The sequence below is a fragment of the Microbacterium sp. NPDC056003 genome, assembly GCF_042274785.1.
GTDB lineage: Bacteria > Actinomycetota > Actinomycetes > Actinomycetales > Microbacteriaceae > Microbacterium.
Window position 1 is genome coordinate 533969 of sequence record NZ_JBHJXQ010000001.1, and the last position, 17587, is coordinate 551555.

The 17587-nt window shown below is 69.8% G+C and carries 16 protein-coding genes; 4 read left to right on the forward strand and 12 right to left on the reverse strand.

The features are described 5' to 3' along the window. Positions 1 to 59: 59 nt before the first annotated feature. The 5 genes from ACFC1W_RS02515 to ACFC1W_RS02535 all read right to left on the reverse strand — a co-directional run bounded on the left by ACFC1W_RS02515 (position 60) and on the right by ACFC1W_RS02535 (position 6287). Positions 60 to 488: a molybdenum cofactor biosynthesis protein MoaE gene (locus tag ACFC1W_RS02515; protein ID WP_375988257.1), complete on the reverse strand. Its 429-nt coding sequence runs from the start codon at positions 486 to 488 to the stop codon at positions 60 to 62. Continuing rightward, a complete protein-coding gene (locus ACFC1W_RS02520; RefSeq protein WP_375988260.1) occupies positions 488 to 967 on the reverse strand; it encodes a molybdenum cofactor biosynthesis protein B in 480 nt (159 codons plus the stop codon). The genes ACFC1W_RS02515 and ACFC1W_RS02520 overlap by 1 nt, the downstream gene beginning before the upstream one ends. 19 nt (positions 968 to 986) lie before the next feature. Beyond that, entirely contained in the window at positions 987 to 3566 is a 2580-nt protein-coding gene (locus ACFC1W_RS02525) for an FdhF/YdeP family oxidoreductase (RefSeq protein WP_375988263.1), read from the reverse strand. 64 nt (positions 3567 to 3630) lie between these two features. Then, positions 3631 to 5613, reverse strand: a complete 1983-nt coding sequence (locus ACFC1W_RS02530; RefSeq protein ID WP_375991381.1) for a helicase HerA-like domain-containing protein — start codon at positions 5611 to 5613, stop codon at positions 3631 to 3633. Beyond that, positions 5613 to 6287: a phosphatase PAP2 family protein gene (locus ACFC1W_RS02535; RefSeq protein ID WP_375988266.1), complete on the reverse strand. Its 675-nt coding sequence runs from the start codon at positions 6285 to 6287 to the stop codon at positions 5613 to 5615. Before ACFC1W_RS02535 ends, ACFC1W_RS02530 begins: the two co-directional genes overlap by 1 nt. Before the next feature lie 90 nt (positions 6288 to 6377). Between ACFC1W_RS02535 and ACFC1W_RS02540 the strand changes: the two genes are divergently transcribed. Beyond that, positions 6378 to 6881, forward strand: coding sequence for a nitroreductase family deazaflavin-dependent oxidoreductase (locus tag ACFC1W_RS02540; RefSeq protein ID WP_375988269.1), 504 nt, complete (start codon positions 6378 to 6380; stop codon positions 6879 to 6881). Between the two features lies 1 nt (position 6882). Here the strand turns inward: ACFC1W_RS02540 and ACFC1W_RS02545 are convergent, their stop codons facing one another. After that, complete coding sequence (locus ACFC1W_RS02545; RefSeq protein WP_375991384.1) at positions 6883 to 8232, reverse strand: multidrug effflux MFS transporter; 1350 nt, start codon at positions 8230 to 8232, stop codon at positions 6883 to 6885. A 292-nt stretch (positions 8233 to 8524) separates the two neighbouring features. Here ACFC1W_RS02545 and ACFC1W_RS02550 point away from each other — a divergent pair, with 292 nt between their 5' ends. Both ACFC1W_RS02550 and ACFC1W_RS02555 read left to right on the forward strand, forming a co-directional pair. Continuing rightward, complete coding sequence (locus ACFC1W_RS02550; RefSeq protein WP_375988272.1) at positions 8525 to 9241, forward strand: DUF3105 domain-containing protein; 717 nt, start codon at positions 8525 to 8527, stop codon at positions 9239 to 9241. Between the two features lie 8 nt (positions 9242 to 9249). Beyond that, positions 9250 to 9927 carry a DUF305 domain-containing protein gene (locus tag ACFC1W_RS02555; protein WP_375988275.1) on the forward strand — a complete coding sequence of 226 codons (678 nt, stop codon included), beginning with the start codon at positions 9250 to 9252 and terminating at the stop codon, positions 9925 to 9927. Between the two features lie 61 nt (positions 9928 to 9988). Here the strand turns inward: ACFC1W_RS02555 and ACFC1W_RS02560 are convergent, their stop codons facing one another. The 3 genes from ACFC1W_RS02560 to ACFC1W_RS02570 form a co-directional block, all read right to left on the reverse strand. Next, positions 9989 to 10966 carry a carbohydrate ABC transporter permease gene (locus ACFC1W_RS02560; protein ID WP_375988278.1) on the reverse strand — a complete coding sequence of 326 codons (978 nt, stop codon included), beginning with the start codon at positions 10964 to 10966 and terminating at the stop codon, positions 9989 to 9991. Continuing rightward, positions 10963 to 12318 carry a carbohydrate ABC transporter permease gene (locus ACFC1W_RS02565; protein ID WP_375988281.1) on the reverse strand — a complete coding sequence of 452 codons (1356 nt, stop codon included), beginning with the start codon at positions 12316 to 12318 and terminating at the stop codon, positions 10963 to 10965. The genes ACFC1W_RS02560 and ACFC1W_RS02565 overlap by 4 nt, the downstream gene beginning before the upstream one ends. 125 nt (positions 12319 to 12443) lie before the next feature. Then, positions 12444 to 13775, reverse strand: a complete 1332-nt coding sequence (locus ACFC1W_RS02570; RefSeq protein WP_241111333.1) for an ABC transporter substrate-binding protein — start codon at positions 13773 to 13775, stop codon at positions 12444 to 12446. 247 nt (positions 13776 to 14022) lie between these two features. On the opposite strand from ACFC1W_RS02570, the gene ACFC1W_RS02575 reads away from it, so the two are divergent. After that, positions 14023 to 15060, forward strand: a complete 1038-nt coding sequence (locus tag ACFC1W_RS02575) for a LacI family DNA-binding transcriptional regulator (protein ID WP_375988284.1) — start codon at positions 14023 to 14025, stop codon at positions 15058 to 15060. Between the two features lie 102 nt (positions 15061 to 15162). On the opposite strand, the gene rplL is transcribed toward ACFC1W_RS02575, so the two are convergent. The 3 genes from rplL to ACFC1W_RS02590 all read right to left on the reverse strand — a co-directional run bounded on the left by rplL (position 15163) and on the right by ACFC1W_RS02590 (position 17448). Then, on the reverse strand, positions 15163 to 15555 hold the full coding sequence (gene rplL, locus ACFC1W_RS02580) for a 50S ribosomal protein L7/L12 (RefSeq protein ID WP_183533632.1): 393 nt from the start codon (positions 15553 to 15555) through the stop codon (positions 15163 to 15165). Positions 15556 to 15597: 42 nt separating this feature from the next. Then, entirely contained in the window at positions 15598 to 16113 is a 516-nt protein-coding gene (gene rplJ, locus ACFC1W_RS02585; protein ID WP_375988288.1) for a 50S ribosomal protein L10, read from the reverse strand. Positions 16114 to 16368: 255 nt separating this feature from the next. Next, entirely contained in the window at positions 16369 to 17448 is a 1080-nt protein-coding gene (locus ACFC1W_RS02590) for a winged helix DNA-binding domain-containing protein (RefSeq protein ID WP_375988291.1), read from the reverse strand. Positions 17449 to 17587: the final 139 nt, after the last annotated feature.

Consider the following 17587-nt stretch of genomic DNA (forward strand, 5'->3'; position numbering starts at 1 on the left):
TGATCACCCGTCCGGCTGCGCGCCCCGGTCCCGCTGAGCGACGGGGTGACGACGGCGGGTCAGCCGCCGAGGCCGAGCCAGGTGGCGGTGCCATCCGCCTCCACCTGGCGCTTCCAGACCGGCAGCCCCGTCTTGATCGTCTCGATGAGCGCGCGACAGACCTCGAAGGCTTCGGCGCGATGCGGGGCGGCGACCACGATCACCACGGCGGCGTCGCCCACCGCGAGCGTGCCGATGCGGTGCGACACCGCGACGAGCGCGTCGCCCGCGCCGATCGCCTCCTCGGCGATGCGCTGCAGGGCGGTCACGGCATCGGGGTGCGCGGAGTACTCGAGGGCGACGACCGAGGTCGCGGCATCCGGATCATGGTCGCGCACGCGGCCGACGAAGGTCGTGAGCGCGCCCATCGCAGGGTCGTCGACGGCGTCGAGATGCGCCACGAGGTCGAGGGGCTCCGGACTGATCGCGGCGAGCCGCACAGCCGACATCAGTGGTCGCTCCCGCCGAGCTGGTCGAGCACGTGCCGCGCGACGGACAGCACCACGGGCATCCCCGACGCGACTCCCTTCGGCGAGCCGGGCAGATTCACGATGAGCGCCCCGTGCGGATCGGCGACGCCGGCGACCCCGCGTGACAGCATGCCGGCGGGCATCTCGGCGGCACCGCGGCGACGGAGCTCCTCGACGATGCCGGGGACCTCGCGCGTCACCACGCGGCGCGTGCCCTCGGGGGTTTCGTCTCGCGGGCCCACGCCCGTTCCGCCGGAGGTCACGATGAGCTTCGCCCCGGCGAGGATCTCGGCGACCAGCGCGCGCTCGACGCTGTCGGCGCCGTCGGGCACGACGACCGCGTCGGCGCAGTCGAACCCGGCCTCGCGCAGGGCGGCGACGGCGACCGGACCGCTCGCGTCACCCCGCCCGCCCGAGGACGACCGGTCGGAGACGGTGATGACGGCGGCTCGGCTCATTGCTCCAGCCTAGAGAGCGTCAGCGGTCGCGGTGCTCGAGACGCACGACCACCGACTTCGAGGTCGGCGTACCGCTGACGTCGGCGACGGAGTCGAGGGGCACCAGCACGTTCGTCTCGGGGTAGTAGGCGGCGGCGTTGCCCCGCGGCGTGCGGTAGGGGACGATGCGGAACCGCTCCGCGCGCCGCTCCTCGATCTGGCCGTCGGGACCCGTCCACTCCGAGACGAGGTCGACGATCTCGTCCGGCGCGAAGCCGAGCGCCATGATGTCCTTCGCGTTGACGAGCACGACCCGCCGCCCGCCGTGGATGCCCCGGTAGCGGTCGTCTTTGCCGTAGATCGTGGTGTTGTACTGGTCGTGCGAGCGCAGCGTCTGCAGCAGCAGGCGCCCGCGCGGGATGCGCGGGTACTCCAGCGGGTTCACCGTGAAGCGGGCCTTGCCGTCAGCCGTGGCGAACCGCCGGGCGTCGCGCGGACCGTTCGGCAGGTGCAGGGTGCGCCCCTTGTGGATGCGCGCCTCGTAGTCGTCGAAGCCCGGAATGACCCGCTCGATGTGCGCGCGGATGAGTGCGTAGTCGGCTTCGAGCGCCGCCCAGTCGGCGCGGGGGACGTTGAGCGGACGCCGCGGCCCCACCGTCCCTTCCCCGTCGCCCCACCCTGCGTTGCCCGGAACAGGTGTTCCGGCGTAGGCAGGACGATCGACGCCGGAGGGGGCCTGTGCTCGCCGGACCACCTGTTCTGGGCCCGCGCCGGCCTCCCCGGCCGGGTTCGAGCCGCCGGCCTCCTCCGCCGAGGGGCGCTCGACCTGCCCGCGATCGACGTCCTGCTGCGGCGTCCCGTCTCGCGGGGTCGACAGCGGAGGGCGAGGGGATGCCGCGGCATCCGCGTCCCCGAAGAGGAGCCCGCACAGCCGCGCGACGATCGCGACCTCGCTGAGAAGCTCTTCAGAGGGCGGGGCGAGGCGCCCGCGCGACGCGTGCACGGCGCCCATCGAATCCTCGACCGTGACCCGCTGCTCGCGCCCGCCGCGCTGATCGCGGTCGGTGCGGCCGAGCGTCGGCAGGATGATCGCGCGCCGCCCCGTGACGACGTGCGACCGGTTCAGCTTGGTCGAGACCTGCACGGTCAGGTCGACTCGGCGCATGGCCGCCTCGACGACCTCGGTATCGGGAGTGGCCGAGACGAAGTTGCCGCCCATGCCCATGAAGAACCGCACCCCGCCGTCGCGCATCGCGCGGATCGCTCCGACGGTGTCGAAGCCGTGCTCCCGCGGCGCGGCGAAGCCGAACTCGGCGTCGAGGGCGTCGAGGAACGCGGCGGACGGCTTCTCGTAGATGCCGACCGTGCGGTCGCCCTGCACGTTGGAGTGGCCGCGCACCGGGCAGACGCCGGCACCCGGGCGCCCGATGTTGCCCTGCAGCAGGAGCACATTGACGATGTCGCGCAGCGTCGGCACCGAGTGTTTGTGCTGCGTGAGGCCCATCGCCCAGCACACGATCGTCGCCTTCGAAATGCGCACCGCCTCGCCGACGCGGCGCAGCGTCTTCTCGGGCAGGCCCGTGGCTTCGACGAGGTCGCGCCACGAGGCATCCGCTCTCGCCTGTCGATACGCCTCGAAGCCGCTCGTGTGCTCCGCGATGAAGTCATGGTCGAGCACGCCGCCGTCGCGCTCCTCGACCTCGAGGAGATGCTTGCCGATGGCCTGGAAGAGCGCCTGGTCGCCGCCGAGGCGGATCTGCGCGAACTGATCGGCGAGCTTCGTCCCGCGGAAGGCGACGCCCTTCACGGTCTGCGGGTTCTCGAACCGCATGAGGCCCGCCTCGGGGAGCGGATTCACCGCGATGATCGTGGCCCCGCGCGCCTTGGCCTTCTCGAGCGCCGAGAGCATGCGCGGGTGGTTGGTGCCGGGGTTCTGCCCTGCGACGATCAGCAGGTCGGCGTCGTGGATGTCCTCGATCGACACCGTGCCCTTGCCGATGCCGATGGTCTCGGTGAGTGCCGAGCCCGACGACTCGTGGCACATGTTCGAGCAGTCGGGCAGGTTGTTCGTGCCGATCCCTCGTACGAGCAGCTGGTACAGGAAGGCCGCCTCGTTCGAGGTGCGCCCCGAGGTGTAGAACACCGTCTCGTCCGGGTCGGCCACCTGGTCGATGGCCTCGGCGATCTCGCGCAACGCGTCATCCCACGAGATCGGGCGGTAGTGCGTCGCTCCCTCGTCGAGGATCATCGGGCGCGTCAGCCGGCCCTGCTGCCCCAGCCACCAGTCGTCGTGCGCGCGCAGCTCGTCGATCGAGTGGGCGGTGAAGAACGCGGGATCCACACGGCGCAGCGTCGCCTCCTCGGCGACCGCCTTCGCGCCGTTCTCGCAGAACTCGGCGATGTGGCGCTTGTCCTCCTCGGGCCAGGCGCAGCCGGGGCAGTCGAAACCGTCCTTCTGGTTCACCCGCAGCAGGGTCTGCACCGAGCGCGTGACGCCCATCTGCTCGTTCGCGATCTGCAGCGCGTGCAGCACGGCGGGCACGCCGACGGCCACGCGCTTGGTCTGCGTGACGCGCACGCGGGACTCGTCGATGTCGGCTTTCGGAGGCTTCGTCGCCATGCGTCCAGGCTAGCTCTCACAGCCCGGCCCTGGCCTCCCGGGCGGGGACGGGGTCAGACCCGGGTCAGCGGCGCCCGGTGCCGAACATCCCTCGAATGACTCCCCCGAGGATGGTCTGGGTCGCCTTGGAACCCAGCACCTGCTCGATCGCCGATTTCTCGGTGCTGCGCTTCGTACGGCTCGTCCCCTGCGTCTTCTTGAGCAGCCGCTCGTACTCCTGCTGCGCCTTCTTGTCGGCCGCCGCCTGCGCCTTGTCGATCGCCGCCTTCTGCTTGGCGTACTCCGCGTCGGCCTTGGCCTTCGCCAGCGCGGCCTCCTCCGCCGCGGCGGCGTCGTCGGCGGCCTTCATCTTCGCGGTGAGGATCTCGCGGGCCGACTCGCGGTCGATCGCGGTGCCGTACTTCGCCAGGAGCGGGGATGCCTTCACCGCGGCCTCGATCTGCGGGTCGGGCGTCGGCGACATGAGGCCCTGCGGAGCGCGCAGCCGGGTCCACGCCACGGGGGTGGGCGCGCCCTTCTCGCTCATGACCGTGACGATCGCCTCGCCGGTGCCGAGCTCCTGCAGCACGCGCTCGAGGTCGTACCCCGACTTCGGGTACGTGCCGACGGTCGCGCGCAGCGCCTTGGCGTCGTCGGGGGTGAACGCGCGGAGGGCGTGCTGCACGCGCGACCCGAGCTGCGCGAGCACGTCGGACGGCACGTCCTTCGGCGTCTGGGTCACGAAGAAGACGCCGACGCCCTTCGAGCGGATGAGCCGCACGGTCTGCACGATCGCGGCGAGGAAGTCCTTGGAGGCGTCCCTGAACAGCAGGTGCGCCTCGTCGAAGAAGAACACGAGCTTGGGCTTGTCGAGATCGCCGACCTCGGGCAGCAGCTCGAACAGCTCGGCGAGCAGGTACATGAGGAACGTCGAGAACAGCGCGGGCTTGTCGATCACCCCGGGCACCTCGAGCAGGCTGATGATGCCGCGCCCGTCGGCGGCGACTCGCAGGAAGTCGGTCACCTCGAACTCGGGCTCGCCGAAGAAGACGTCGGCGCCCTGGTCGGCGAAGGTGATCAGCTCACGCAGGATCACACCCGCGGTCGCGGCGGAGAGGCCGCCGAGGTTCTTGAGCTCCGCCTTGCCCTCGTCGCCCGTGAGATAGGTGAGCACCGCCCGGAGGTCGGACAGGTCGACGAGTGCGAGGCCCTGCTGGTCGGCGTAGTGGAACACCAGCCCGAGGCTCGACTCCTGCGTCTCGTTGAGGCCCAGCACCTTGCTCAGCAGCAGCGGCCCGAAGCCCGACACCGTGGCGCGCACGGGGACGCCCTTGCCGATCCCGCCCAGGGCGAAGTACTCGGTGACGGATGCCTCGGCCTTCCAGTCCTGGCCGATGGCACGCGTGCGCGCCAGCAGCTTCTCGTTGCCGTCGCCCGGCGTCGCGACACCCGACAGGTCGCCCTTGATGTCGGCGGCGAAAACCGGCACTCCCTTTGCGGCGAGCTGCTCGGCCAGGCCCTGCAGAGTGCGGGTCTTGCCCGTGCCGGTCGCGCCGGCGACGAGCCCGTGGCGGTTCATCATGCCCAGCGGAATGCGCACCTGCGCCTCGGGCACGGCGTCGCCGTTCACGAGCGCGCCGACGTCGAGCGTCTCGGACTCGAACGTGTAGCCGGCGATGATCTTGGACACGTCGTCGGCCGACAGCGGACCGTCGGGCGAAGGCCCAGGCGCAGCGTCCTCCCGGGCGGGTGCTTCGGGGGTGGGTGACTCCGCCTCGACGGGCGCTGGGGCGAGCACCGCGGCGTCGGTCGCGGGCACCGGCTCCGCCGCGGCGCGCGCGCCACCGGAGGCGGCTCGGGCCTTGGCCGCCTCCGCTTCGGCGGCTGCCAGCGCCGCTTTGGCCTGCGCCGCCTTGAGCTGCGCTTCGGCTGCTTCGGCCTCCGCCTTCAATCGTGCGAGCTCCGCTTCGGCGGCGGCCACGGCAGGATCGGGCGTCTCTGTCGCTGGGCCCACGCGCCCGGAGGCTCCGGGCGGCGCGCCGTCGGCAGCGGGAGGGGGCGTGGGCATCATGCGCTCAGCCTAGCGACGCCCTCTCTCCGGCCGGCGGCGATGTGCTCGCGGGCCATCGGGACGGCGAAGGCCGCGGCGACGAGGAGCGCGGCTCCGGCACCGATCAGCGCGCCGCCGACGGTGTCGCTGAGCCAGTGCGCGTGCAGGTACGTGCGGCTGAAGGCCATCAGCAGCACCCAGCATGCGCCGACGATCATCACCCACACCCGGGGGAAGATCACCGCCGCTGCGACGGCGATGGTCGCGGCGTTCGCCACATGCCCCGACGGGTATGAGCCGTAGTCCGACACGACGATGATGTCCTCGGGGCGCACGCGTCCGAAGAGGTGCTTGAGCACTTGGACGCCCCCGGCCGACACCGCCTCCGCCGCGAGGAAGTAGGCCGCGGCCCACGGCCGACGCAACAGGATCAGCCCGATCGCCCCACCGATGGGGACGACGAGCACCCCGAACCATCCGCCGCCCACCCAGTTCATGACTCGCGAGAATCCCGTGAGGAACGCGGACGAGAGTTCCGCCGTCGTGGTGTTCCACCACACATCGACGGCGAAGGGCGGCTCCCCGTGCGTGACGATCCACCACCCGAGCCCGCACGCGAGCGTGATGAGGACGAGCCCTGCGACGAGGTAGGCCATCGCCGGGCGTACGCCTTCGGTTCGCCGGTCGGTCATCGCCCCATTGTGCCCGGCGGAATCCGCGGCCCGCATCGCATTGCGGCCGGGCGCCGCCCCTGCTAGACCCGGACGGTGGATGATGGCGGCATGACCCGCGTCGTCGACACCGTCCGCGCGATCATCGCGCCCCTCACGCGTACGCGCGTGTTCCGGAGAGTCCTCGGCCCGGTGCTGCTCCCGCCGATCGAGCGCGTCGCCTCATGGATCTCGGGCGGGCGCGTGCAGGTGAGCGCGCTCCTGGTTCCGTCGCTGATTCTCCACACGATCGGTGCGAAGTCGGGCGAGCCGCGCGATGCTCCGCTGATGTACTGCCCCGACGGCCAGGGACGGGCGATCGTCGCCGGAACGAACTTCGCCGGAGAGCGGCATCCCGCATGGACGTCCAATCTGCTCGCGCATCCCGACGCGGCGATCACGGTCCGCGGCCGGCGCATGCCGGTGCGGGCGAGCCTCGTGTCCGACGACGAGCGCGACGCCGTGTGGGCGCGCATCGAGGCGCAATGGCCGGGCTACCGCAACTACGAGCGCGAGTCCGGCCGCACCGTTCGCCTGTTCCGCCTGCAGCCGGTACGAGCCGACGGCCTCGACTGAATCAGGGAGCGAGCCGCTCCACGGTGCGCGGGCGCACGATCAGCCACAGCGACAGCACGCCGATGGCAGCGCAGCCGACCATGACCGAGGCCATCGTGGTGGCGGTGATGCCCGAGCCGGCCGAGATCCACCCGACGATGGGGGTGATGATGCCCGCAACGCCGAAGTTCGTCGCGCCGATGATCGACTGCGCGGTGCCGGCCGCCTTGCCGTGGCGGTCGAGGGCGAGCACCTGCACGCACGGGAACGTGAACCCGCACGCGGTCATGAAGAAGAAGAGCGGCACGACGGTGCCCCAGAGGCCGAGTCCGAGCTGGTCGGTGACGATGATGGCGGATGCCGCGACCACGAGCACGGCGGTCGACCACGCCATCACCCACTGAGGGCCGAAGCGAGCCGCGAGGCGCGCCGCGACCTGCACGCCGAGCACGACGCCGAGCGAGTTCGCGGCGAACAGCAGGCCGTACTGCTGGGCGTCGAACGCATATGTCTGCTGGAAGAGGAACGACGAGGCCGACAGGTACGAGAACAGGCCGCTGAACGTCATGCCGCCGATGATCAGCACGCCGATGAACACCCGGTCCGAGAAGACGCTGCGGTAGCGCTGCCAGACGGTCGTCGTCCCCTTCTCGTGGCGGCGGGCGGGCGGAAGCGTCTCCGGGATGAAGACCGCGGCGGCGATCAGCATGATGCTGCCGTAGACGCCGAGCACCACGAAGATCCCGCGCCACGGCATGACCAGGAGCAGCGCCGACCCGACGAGCGGCGCGAGCACGGGGGCCACGCCGGAGACGAGCGCCAGGCGCGACAGCATGACGACGAGCCGGCGACCGCCGAAGAGGTCGCGCACCACGGCCGCGGCGATGACGCCACCCGCCGCAGCGCCCGCGCCCATGAAGACGCGCGCCACCGAGAGAAGCTCGAGGTTCGGCGCCAGGGCCGCGCCGATGCTCGCCGCGACGTGCAGCGCCGTGACGACGAGGAGCGGCACACGTCGGCCGACCTTGTCGCTGAGCGGACCAACGATCAGCTGGCCGAGCGCGAACCCGACCATCGTGCCGGTGAGCGTGAGCTGGATCGCCGCGGCCGTCGTCTGGAACTCGGACTCGAGCACCGGGAAGGCCGGCAGATAGAGGTCGATCGTGAACGGTCCGAGGGCGGTCAGAGCACCGAGCAGCACGATGTAGAGGACGCGCTTGCGGTGCGGGATCGAATCGCCGGGGTGCAGGACGATCGGCGCAGTCGCCGGGTTGGCGCCGAGCGTGCGGATGGCGCCCGTGGGCGAGACGGCGGGCACGCGCGGAGCGGCGTCGGCGGACTGCTGGGGGGGGATGGAGGCGGTGTCGAGCACGGTCACACTTCGTTTCGGCGGCGATGCGGGAGGCGTCGACGCCGATGGAACGGCTCAGGCGCGCAGAGAGGAGGAGGGAATCGCGAAGACATCGAATCGATTCGAAACTCCATGATAGCGGATGCCTCGCCCCGCCCCGCAACAGGCATCCGGCTCCCTCGGCGTGATCTCGGCGGCCTGTGGGCGCCTTCCCAGGAGTCGGCCCATGCGCTCGCATAGGATTGCGGTGTCCTGTCCCTTGCCCGCGGCGCTTTCGCGCGCCACGCCGGGTGCCCGAGCCGAGATCACGCACATGACCGCGACACCCCCGAGCCCCTCCGACAAGCGCACCAGCGGCAACCCCGCCAAGCAGGCAGAGATCAACCTCACCGTCAAGCAGCAGCGCGAGCAGAAGCGCCAGGAGAAGCTGGCCGAGTACCAGAGGCAGCTCGCCAAGCGCCGCCGCAGCAAGCTCGTCTGGTGGGTCGTCGGCATCACCGCCGCCGTGGTCATCATCGGCCTGATCGTGGCGTCCATCGTCTTCGCCCCGGCTCCGCCGAAGGCGTACACCCCGGGCGGCGAAGGCGTCGAGATCGAGGGCGTCGAGACCTTCGAGAACGCCACGCAGCATGTCGAGGGCACGGTCGACTACGAGCAGACCCCGCCGGCCGGTGGCCCGCACAACGCCGTCTGGCTGAACTGCGGCCTCTACGACCAGCCCGTTCCCAACGAGAACGCGGTCCACTCTCTGGAGCACGGCGCGGTCTGGGTGACCTACAACCCCGACGACATCGCGGGCGACGACCTGACGACGCTGGAATCGCACCTGCCGTCGACGTACGTCATCCTCTCGCCGTACGAAGGCCTCGACGCGCCGATCGCCGTGACCAACTGGAACCACCAGCTCAAGGTCGACTCGGCCGATGACGAGCGCATCGAGCAGTTCTTCGAGGAGTACTGGCGCAGCGCCGACGTGCCCGAGCCGGGCGCCTCGTGCTCCGGCGCGCTCGACGCACCCGGCCAGCGCTGAGTCCGACGATGAGCGACGAATCAGCCCCCGGCCCCGCACCCGCGCGGCCCTGGTGGGCGATCGCGCTCGTTCTGCTCGCCGTCGCCGCCCTCGCGTTCGCGATCGGCCGCTTCTCGACGTTCGGGGCGCAGAGCCCGAGCACCGCTCCTGGGCAGACCTCGGCTGACGCGGGCTTCGCTCGCGACATGCAGGTTCATCACGGTCAGGCCATCGAGATGGCCATGGAGATCTACCGCAAGACAGAGGACGCCGAGCTGCGAGTCCTCGCCTACGACATCGCCACCGGGCAGGCCGCGCAGCGCGGCGAGATGTTCGACTGGCTCGTGAAGTGGGGGCTCCCCCAGTCGGGCGAGCCGATGATGAGCTGGATGAGCGGCTCCGAGGCCGGCCACGGCCACGGCGGCACCGCTGACGAGCCGATGACCGACGACGAGGCGCACGCCGCGATGGGCATGGCGTCGGCCGATGAGCTGACCGCCCTCCAGGACGCCACCGGCCAGGAGGCCGACTGCCTGTTCCTCGACCTGATGATCCGGCACCACGAGGGCGCGATCCCCATGACCGAGGCCCTTCTCGAGCTCGGCACCGACCCGCGTGCCCTGCAGGTCGCGCAGGCCATGAAGGACGGCCAGACCGCCGAGATCGACGCGATGCAGTCGATGCAGGCGCGGCTCGGCTGCGGCTGACGCCCCATCTCACGACGAAGCGGCGTCCGTGCCCCCCGGTACGGACGCCGCTTCGGCCATCTCAGCCCTTCGTCGCTCCCGCCAGCAGGCCCCTCACGAAGAACCGCTGCAGCGCGAAGAACACGACGAGCGGGAACAGGATCGTCAGGAAGGTTCCTGCTGCCTGCAGGAACCACTGGTTGCCCCACGTGCCCGACAGCGACGCGAGCGACTGCGTCATGGGCAGCGACGAGGACGGCGCGAAGATCGTCGCCACGAGCAGGTCGTTCCACACCCAGATGAACTGCAGCACCGCGTACGACGCCAGCGCGGGCGTGGCCAGCGGGAGGATGATGCGGAAGAAGATCTGCCCGTGCCCGGCACCGTCGACCCGAGCCGCCTCGATCACCTCGTGCGGGATCTCCGCGATGAAGTTGTGCAGCAGGAACACGGCGAGCGGGATCGCGAAGATCACGTGCGCGATCCAGATCGTGGCGAAGCTGCGATCGACGTCGCTCATGTCGAGGCCCGGGAAGATCGTCACATCGTTGATGGTGAGACCGCGCGAGAACAGGCTGAGCAACGGCACCAGGGCCATCTGCAGCGGGACGATCTGCAACGCGAACACCGCAACGAACAGGAAGCCCTTGCCCTTGAAGTCGATCCACGCGAACGCGTAGGCGAGCATCGACGACACGGTCATCGCGAAGAACGCCACCGGGATCGTGATCGCCAGCGAGTTGACGAAGGACTGCGCGAGGGTGAGCGTGGTGCCGCCTGCGGTCAGCGCCGCCTCGTAGTTCGACAGCGTGAACTCGGGGTCGACGAACACCGTCCACCAGCCGGTCGACTGCACATCGGCAGGCGGCCGGAACGACGTGACCAGCAGTCCGAGGGTCGGGATCGTCCAGAAGAACGCGATCACGATCGCGGCGATCGTCGCACCCTTCGACGACAGTCGCTTCTGCGCGAGCTTCTCGTGTTTGCGCGTCTCGCGCGCCACTTCGCGAGCCGTCCGCGCGTCGGGGTTCGGCTCGATGACCTCCACTCCGACAGTCATCGGATCTCCCTCTGCTTCCGGATCTGGATCACGTTGAACACGATCAACGGGACCACGAAGATGAACAGCACGACGGCGAGAGCTGCGGAATGGCCGTAGCTCTGGAACCGCTGCTGCTGATTGACCATCTCGAACGCGAGGACTGTGGAGTCGTTGCGTCCGCCGGTCATGACAGCGACGATGTCGTAGATCTTCAGCGCGCCGATCGCGATGGTCGTCACGACGACGACGATCGACGAGCGGATGCCGGGGACCGTGACGTTGCGGAAGCGCTGCCACGCGCTCGCGCCGTCGAGTGCGGCAGCCTCGATCTGCTCGGTCGGCACCGCCTTCACCGCTGCCGACAGGATCACCATCGCCAGACCGGTCTGACTCCAGATGAAGACCACGAGCAGCAGGAGCGTGTTCACCAGCGGCGTGATCGACAGCCATGCGACGGGCTCGAACCCGAACGCCGTCACGATCGCATTGAGCAGGCCGAGCTGGTTGCCCTGCTGGTAGTCGTACATGAAGCCCCAGATGATGCCCGCGCCCACGAACGAGATCGCGAAGGGCATGAAGATCAGCACCTTCAGCACCTTCTCTCCACGCGCGCGGTCGATGAACACGGCGTAGGCGAGCCCGATGATCGTGGCGAAGGTCGGCGCGACGATCACCCAGATGATCGAGTTGATCACCGACCAGAAGCCCTGGGGGTTGGTGAACACCCAGATGTAGTTCTCCATGCCGACGAACTCCGCGCCGGTCTTGTCGAAGAACGACTGGACGAAGGTCGCCACCGCCGGATAGAGGAGGCCGACGACCAGCAGCGTGAGTGCCGGGGTCGCGAACAGGATCAGCTGGTAGAGGTGACCGGCGCCCTCCCGTGCCCGGTAGTCCGCCCAGAACAGCAGTGCACCGAGGAGCACCGCGATCCCGATGACGTAGATCACCGCGTTCTGGTACGGCCGCAGCAGCATGAAGGCCACCACGGGAATCGCGAAGCAGGTCACGAGGCGCAGCCAGAAGTAGAACTTCCCCGGACGGGGCGCGTACTCGATCAGCAGCAGGATGATCCCGACCACCGCGAAGAAGGCCACCAGGACGATGGGGATCTGCAGCAACGGGTTGAGGTCGCCCAGCCAGCGCATGAAGCTGTTGAACGAGAAGCCCAGCGACGTGGGCCGGGCGTCCTCCACCGGCGGTCGCGTGACCATGAGGAGGATCAGCGCCGCGATGAGGATGAACCCGATCGTGACGACGATGACGGTGAGGCGGCGTCGGCGGGCGATGCCGGCCTCCTTCGCATCAGAGTGGGCGGTGCCGGTCAGGGGCGGTTCAGTCGCCTCCGACACCTTCGTTGTATCGGTCATGGATGCCTTCCGAGCGCTTCATCGAACTGGGATGGAACCGTGGCCGGGACACCGCTCGTCCTGGCCGGAGGGACCATGGGACCGCTCGCACCCGCGAGCGGCCCCACGGCCCTCGAAGCAGGCGATCAGTCGTCGTAGCCGGCCTGGATGTCGCTCAGCACCGTCTCGGTGTCCTTGCCGTCGACCCAGTCGACCATGCCGCGCCAGAACGATCCCGCGCCGACGGTCGCCGGCATGAGGTCGGAGGCGTCGAAGCGCACCGTCGTGTTCGGGTCCTGCAGCAGGGTCATCGCCTCGGTGAGGAACTCGCTCGACGCGAGGCTCGGGTCGGCGTTCAGGTTGGCCGAGATGTTGCCACCCAGCTCGACGCGGGTGTCGGCCCACTCCGGTGTCGACATGTACTCGAGCACGGCCTGCGTGGCCGCGTCGTCGGAGAACGCCGTGACGAACTCGCCGCCGACCTCGATCGTGGCGGCACCCTCGTCGTAGCCCGGGAGGACGAACGCGTAGACGTCGCCATCGGGAGCCACGTCCGGCGTCGCACCTTCGGCCGTCTGCACGTCGAGGAAGTTCGCCGACAGGAACGAGGCCTGGTGCGTCATCGGGCACGAGCCGTCGGCGACCTTCGCCGCGACGTCCGCGAAGGCGACGTCGTTGATGCTCGCCACGTTGCCGAATCCGGCGTTCACCCACTCGGGGTTGAGGAGGATCTCGCCGACGGCGTCGAACGCCTCCCGGATCTGCGGGTCGGTGAACTCGACCTCATTCGCGACCCACTGGTCGTAGACCTCGGGTCCCGACTGACGCAGGACGAGGTCCTCGATCCAGTCGGTGCCGGGCCACCCGGACGCGGCCTCCGAGAAGAAGCCGGCGCACCACGACGGTCCGCCCGTCGCCTCGGCGATCGTGCCCGAGATCTCGATCAGCTCGTCCCATGTCGTCGGAACCTCGACGCCCCACTCCTCGAACTTCGCGGGCGAGTACCACACGTAGCCCTTGATGTTCGCGAGCATCGGCGCGGCGTAGAACACGTCGTCGACGGTGCCATAGGCCTTCCAGTCGGGCGACCAGTTCTCGTCGACGTTCGCCTCGACCGCCTCCGGCGCCTCCTTGACCTCCCCGGTGCCGACGAGCGTGCGCAGCAGACCCGGCTGGGGGACGATCGCGATGTCGGGCGCGTCGCCGCCCTGCACCTTCGTCACGATGTTGCCCTCGAACGCCTTGTCGCCCGAGTACTCGACGATGACGCCGGTCTCCTCGGTGAACTGGTCGAAGGACTTCTGCATGTTCTCGGCTTCGATACCGGTGATGCCGCCGGCGATCGTGACCGTCTCGCCTTCGATGTTGCCGTCGTCACCCTCGTCGCCGCCACCTTCGGCGCATCCGGCGAGGGCGAGGGTCGCGACGGCTGTGACTCCGAGTGCGGCCAGCAGATGGCGCCGCCTCGGCGTTCGCATTGCAGTCATGTGTGCCTCCTCATTGAGTTCTGCGGAACGCTGTACGCATTCCGCACGAACGTCGGGAACCGATTCCATGCTCACGCTAGGGGATGCGGGATGGGCCGCACAATCATCCTTGGTCACAACTCGATAAACCCGGGATCGACGGTGGCGGATTGCGCATGCGCACGGCACAATGTGCACGGAACCGGTTCCACAAACCTCGCCGATGCAGGTGGAGCCGCTGAGCTGCCGAGGAGGGCCGATGGCGGGGATCGCCGACGTCGCTCGCGCCGCAGGCGTGTCGAAGTCGACCGCGAGCCGCGCGCTGACCGGTGCCGGGTATGTCTCGGACGAGACCCGAGCTCGGGTGCGGGCAGCGGCGACGGCGCTCGGCTACGTGCCGACGACCAGCGCCGTGAGCCTGGTCACGGGGCGCACGCAGACGATCGGCGTCGTCATGCCCACCCTCGACCGGTGGTTCTTCGCGCATGTGCTGGAAGGGATCCAGGATGCGCTCCTCGAGCGCCGGTACGACCTCGCCCTCTACGGCGCACCGCCCGAGTCGGAGGCCCGGCGGGAGATGTTCGAGCACTTCCTCGCGCGCAAGCGGTTCGACGGCCTCATCGCGGTGGGCATCGAGCCGAGCGCCCACGAGCTCGAGCGCCTCGTGGCCTTCGGCAAGCCGGTCGTGAGCGTCGGCGGCTACGACGTGGGCACGAACGCCGTGTCGATCGATGACCGCGCCGCCGGCCGCATCGCGACCGAGCACCTGATCGGCCTCGGGCACCGTTCGATCACGTTCATCGGCGGTGATCCCGACGGCCGGCGCACGAGCTTCGGCGACCGGCAGCGACTCGACGGATACCTCGGAGCGATGCGTGCCGCGGGGCTCGAGGCATCCGCTCGCCACTCCCACTCCGAGGCGACGATGCCCGGCGGCTACAGTGCGGCGGCCGACCTGCTGGGCGACCGCCGCACCCGCCCGACCGGACTGGTCGGGGTGTGCGATGAGGTGGCGGTCGGCGCGATCATCGCCGCGCGGCGGCTCGGCATCCGCGTCCCCGACACGCTGAGCGTGGTGGGGATCGACGACCACTCCTACGCCGACATGTTCTCCCTCACGACGATCCAGCAGAAGCCGCACCAGCAGGGTCGCGCGGCGGTTCAGCTGCTCATGTGGCAGCTCGACGACCCCGAGGCGCCGACGCACCGCATCTACGAGTCCTCGCCCCTCATCGTACGCAGCTCGACCGCGGCCATCGACGATGAGGCCTCGGCCATCGTCGGCGTCCGCACCTGACCGCCCCCGCTGTGTCGACCCGCGCTGCACCCGCCCGCGCTGCGCCCGCGCATGACGAAGGCCCCGGGTGCGAGCACCCGGGGCCTTCGTGGAAGAGCGAGATTACTTGAGGGTAACCGTCGCGCCGGCCTCTTCGAGAGCGGCCTTCGCCTTGTCGGCGGTCTCCTTGTTGGCGCCCTCGAGGACAGCCTTGGGAGCACCGTCGACGACGGCCTTCGCCTCACCGAGGCCGAGCGAGGTGAGCTCGCGGACGACCTTGATGACCTGGATCTTCTTGTCGCCGGCGGCCTCGAGGACGACGTCGAACGAGTCCTTCTCCTCCTCGGCGGCAGCGTCGCCGGCACCACCGGCGGGGGCGCCCGCAGCGGCAACCGCGACCGGGGCGGCGGCGGTGACGTCGAAGGTCTCCTCGAACGCCTTGACGAACTCGCTGAGCTCGATGAGCGTGAGCTCCTTGAACGCGTCGAGCAGCTCCTCAGTGCTGAGCTTTGCCATGATGATTCTCCTTGATTGGGGTTTTGCTTAGCCGGGGCCGGTTCAGGCCGCGGACTCCTGCTTCTCGCGCAGTGCGTCGACCGTGCGAACGGCCTTCGACGGCAGTGCGTTGAAGACGTAGGCTGCCTTCGTCATCGTCGCCTTCATCGCGCCGGCGAGCTTCGCCAGCAGGACTTCACGGCTCTCGAGGTCGGCGAGCTTGGTGACCTCATCCGCGGTCAGGGGCTTTCCGTCGAAGAAGCCGCCCTTGATCACGAGAAGAGGGTGTGCCTTGGCGAAGGCACGGAGACCCTTCGCGACGGAGACCGGGTCACCGTGCACGAACGCGATGGCTGACGGACCCTTGAGGTCGTCGTCCATCGACGTGATCCCCGCGTTGTTCGCGGCGATCTTGGTCAGCGTGTTCTTCACCACGGCGTATTCCGCGTCCTGACGAATGCTGTTGCGCAGCTCCTTGAGCTGGGCAACCGTCAGACCGCGGTACTCGGTCAGCAGAACGGCGGTCGAGTCCTCGAAGTTCTTCGTGAGCTCGGCGACCGATGCTTCCTTCTGCGCCATGGCCACTCCTTGTGTGTACGTGACGCTCCGCGATGGCGGGACGTCGGCCTCGACATCCGCTCATCTGCTCTCGTCACGGCAAAGAGAAAAGCTCCGGCGCAAGCGCACGGAGCTTCAGAAGTTCGTGTCACCTGCGCGGGCCCCTGCGATGCAGTGCTTCGATCTTCGTTCGCTTGCGCGCACGTCGATGACCGGCGGTCTTCGGTTGACACCCAGTGTACGTGAGCCCTCCACGCCCGCCAAATCGAGCCCGGGTCAGCCCGTGATGAAGTCGCGGTACCGGTCGAGGGCCGCGCCGACCTCGGCGTCACCGGCCATGCCGGGGCTGAAGAGCTCGGGGATGGGAGCGTCGGCATGACGGCCGACGGCGATCGAGTGGGTCCAGACGCCGATCGCCTCCCCCCGCGCGACGATGATCGGACGCACGATGCCGTTCATGCTGGGGCCGATGGCCGTGAGGAACTCTGGGGCGCAGGGCACGGTGCGGTCGACGTACGAGAGGTAGTACTCCTCGAACGGCGGCAGGGCGACCACGGCGGGGGCGGCCGGACTGCGCCGCGGCGCCGGGCCGGCGGCGACGTACTGCGGCTCGGGCTGGTCGTCGACGACGACGAGACGATCGGATGCGGCATCCGCCGCGCTCCGCGAGACCCCGAGCGGCAGCCCCGTCCACCACGCGAAGTCGCGCGCGCCGGCGGGACCGTGCGAAGAGATGTAGCGGAAGAACAGCTCGGCCAGGGGATCGGCGGGGGACGCGGCATCCGTCACCCACTCCTCGGTCAGCACGAGGAACTGCTCGCGCGTCGGCCCGACCGGACGAGGCACGACCGGGCCCTGGCAGACCGCCGCTCGCAGCGACAGCGCGACGAGCAGGTGGTAGCCGCGCTGGCGGGCGGTGCCCACTCCCCCGGTCTCGAACACGTCGAAGAGCTCTTTGCGGGTGAGGCGGTTGCCGCCGCGGAGCGCCGCTCGGGCGAGGTGCTCCGCCTTGCCGAGCTCATCGTCGTCGATCGACTCGGCGCGTCGCACAGCCGCAGCCTGGCGCGCCTGACGCTCGCCCGTGATCGAGAGCACCCACGCGAGGTCGCGGGCGGGGATCAGGTGGATCGTGCCGCGCTGCGTCCACGACCGCACGATCTCGCCGCGGTCGAACGCCGCGTCCACGTCGCGCACGGTCGTGCGGCCGCGCGTGCGCGCCGCGATCGCCCACCGGCCACCCCAGAACTCCTGCGCCTGCGTGGCGAGCATGTGGGTAGCGGCCTCGAGGACGGTCGCCGCCGGGGCGCTGAGCCGATGCGACCGCAGCCGCTCATGACGCACGGATGCCGCATCCATGCCCCCCATCATGGCGTGCACCGCGGACGCAGGCCGTCCGCGATCGTGGGACGAACAGTGGACGTCGGGCGCCGGGGCTCGGCGTCACCCCGCCCGGTGTCCACGGATGCATGGGTCGGCGGCGTTCGAACCCCTCATC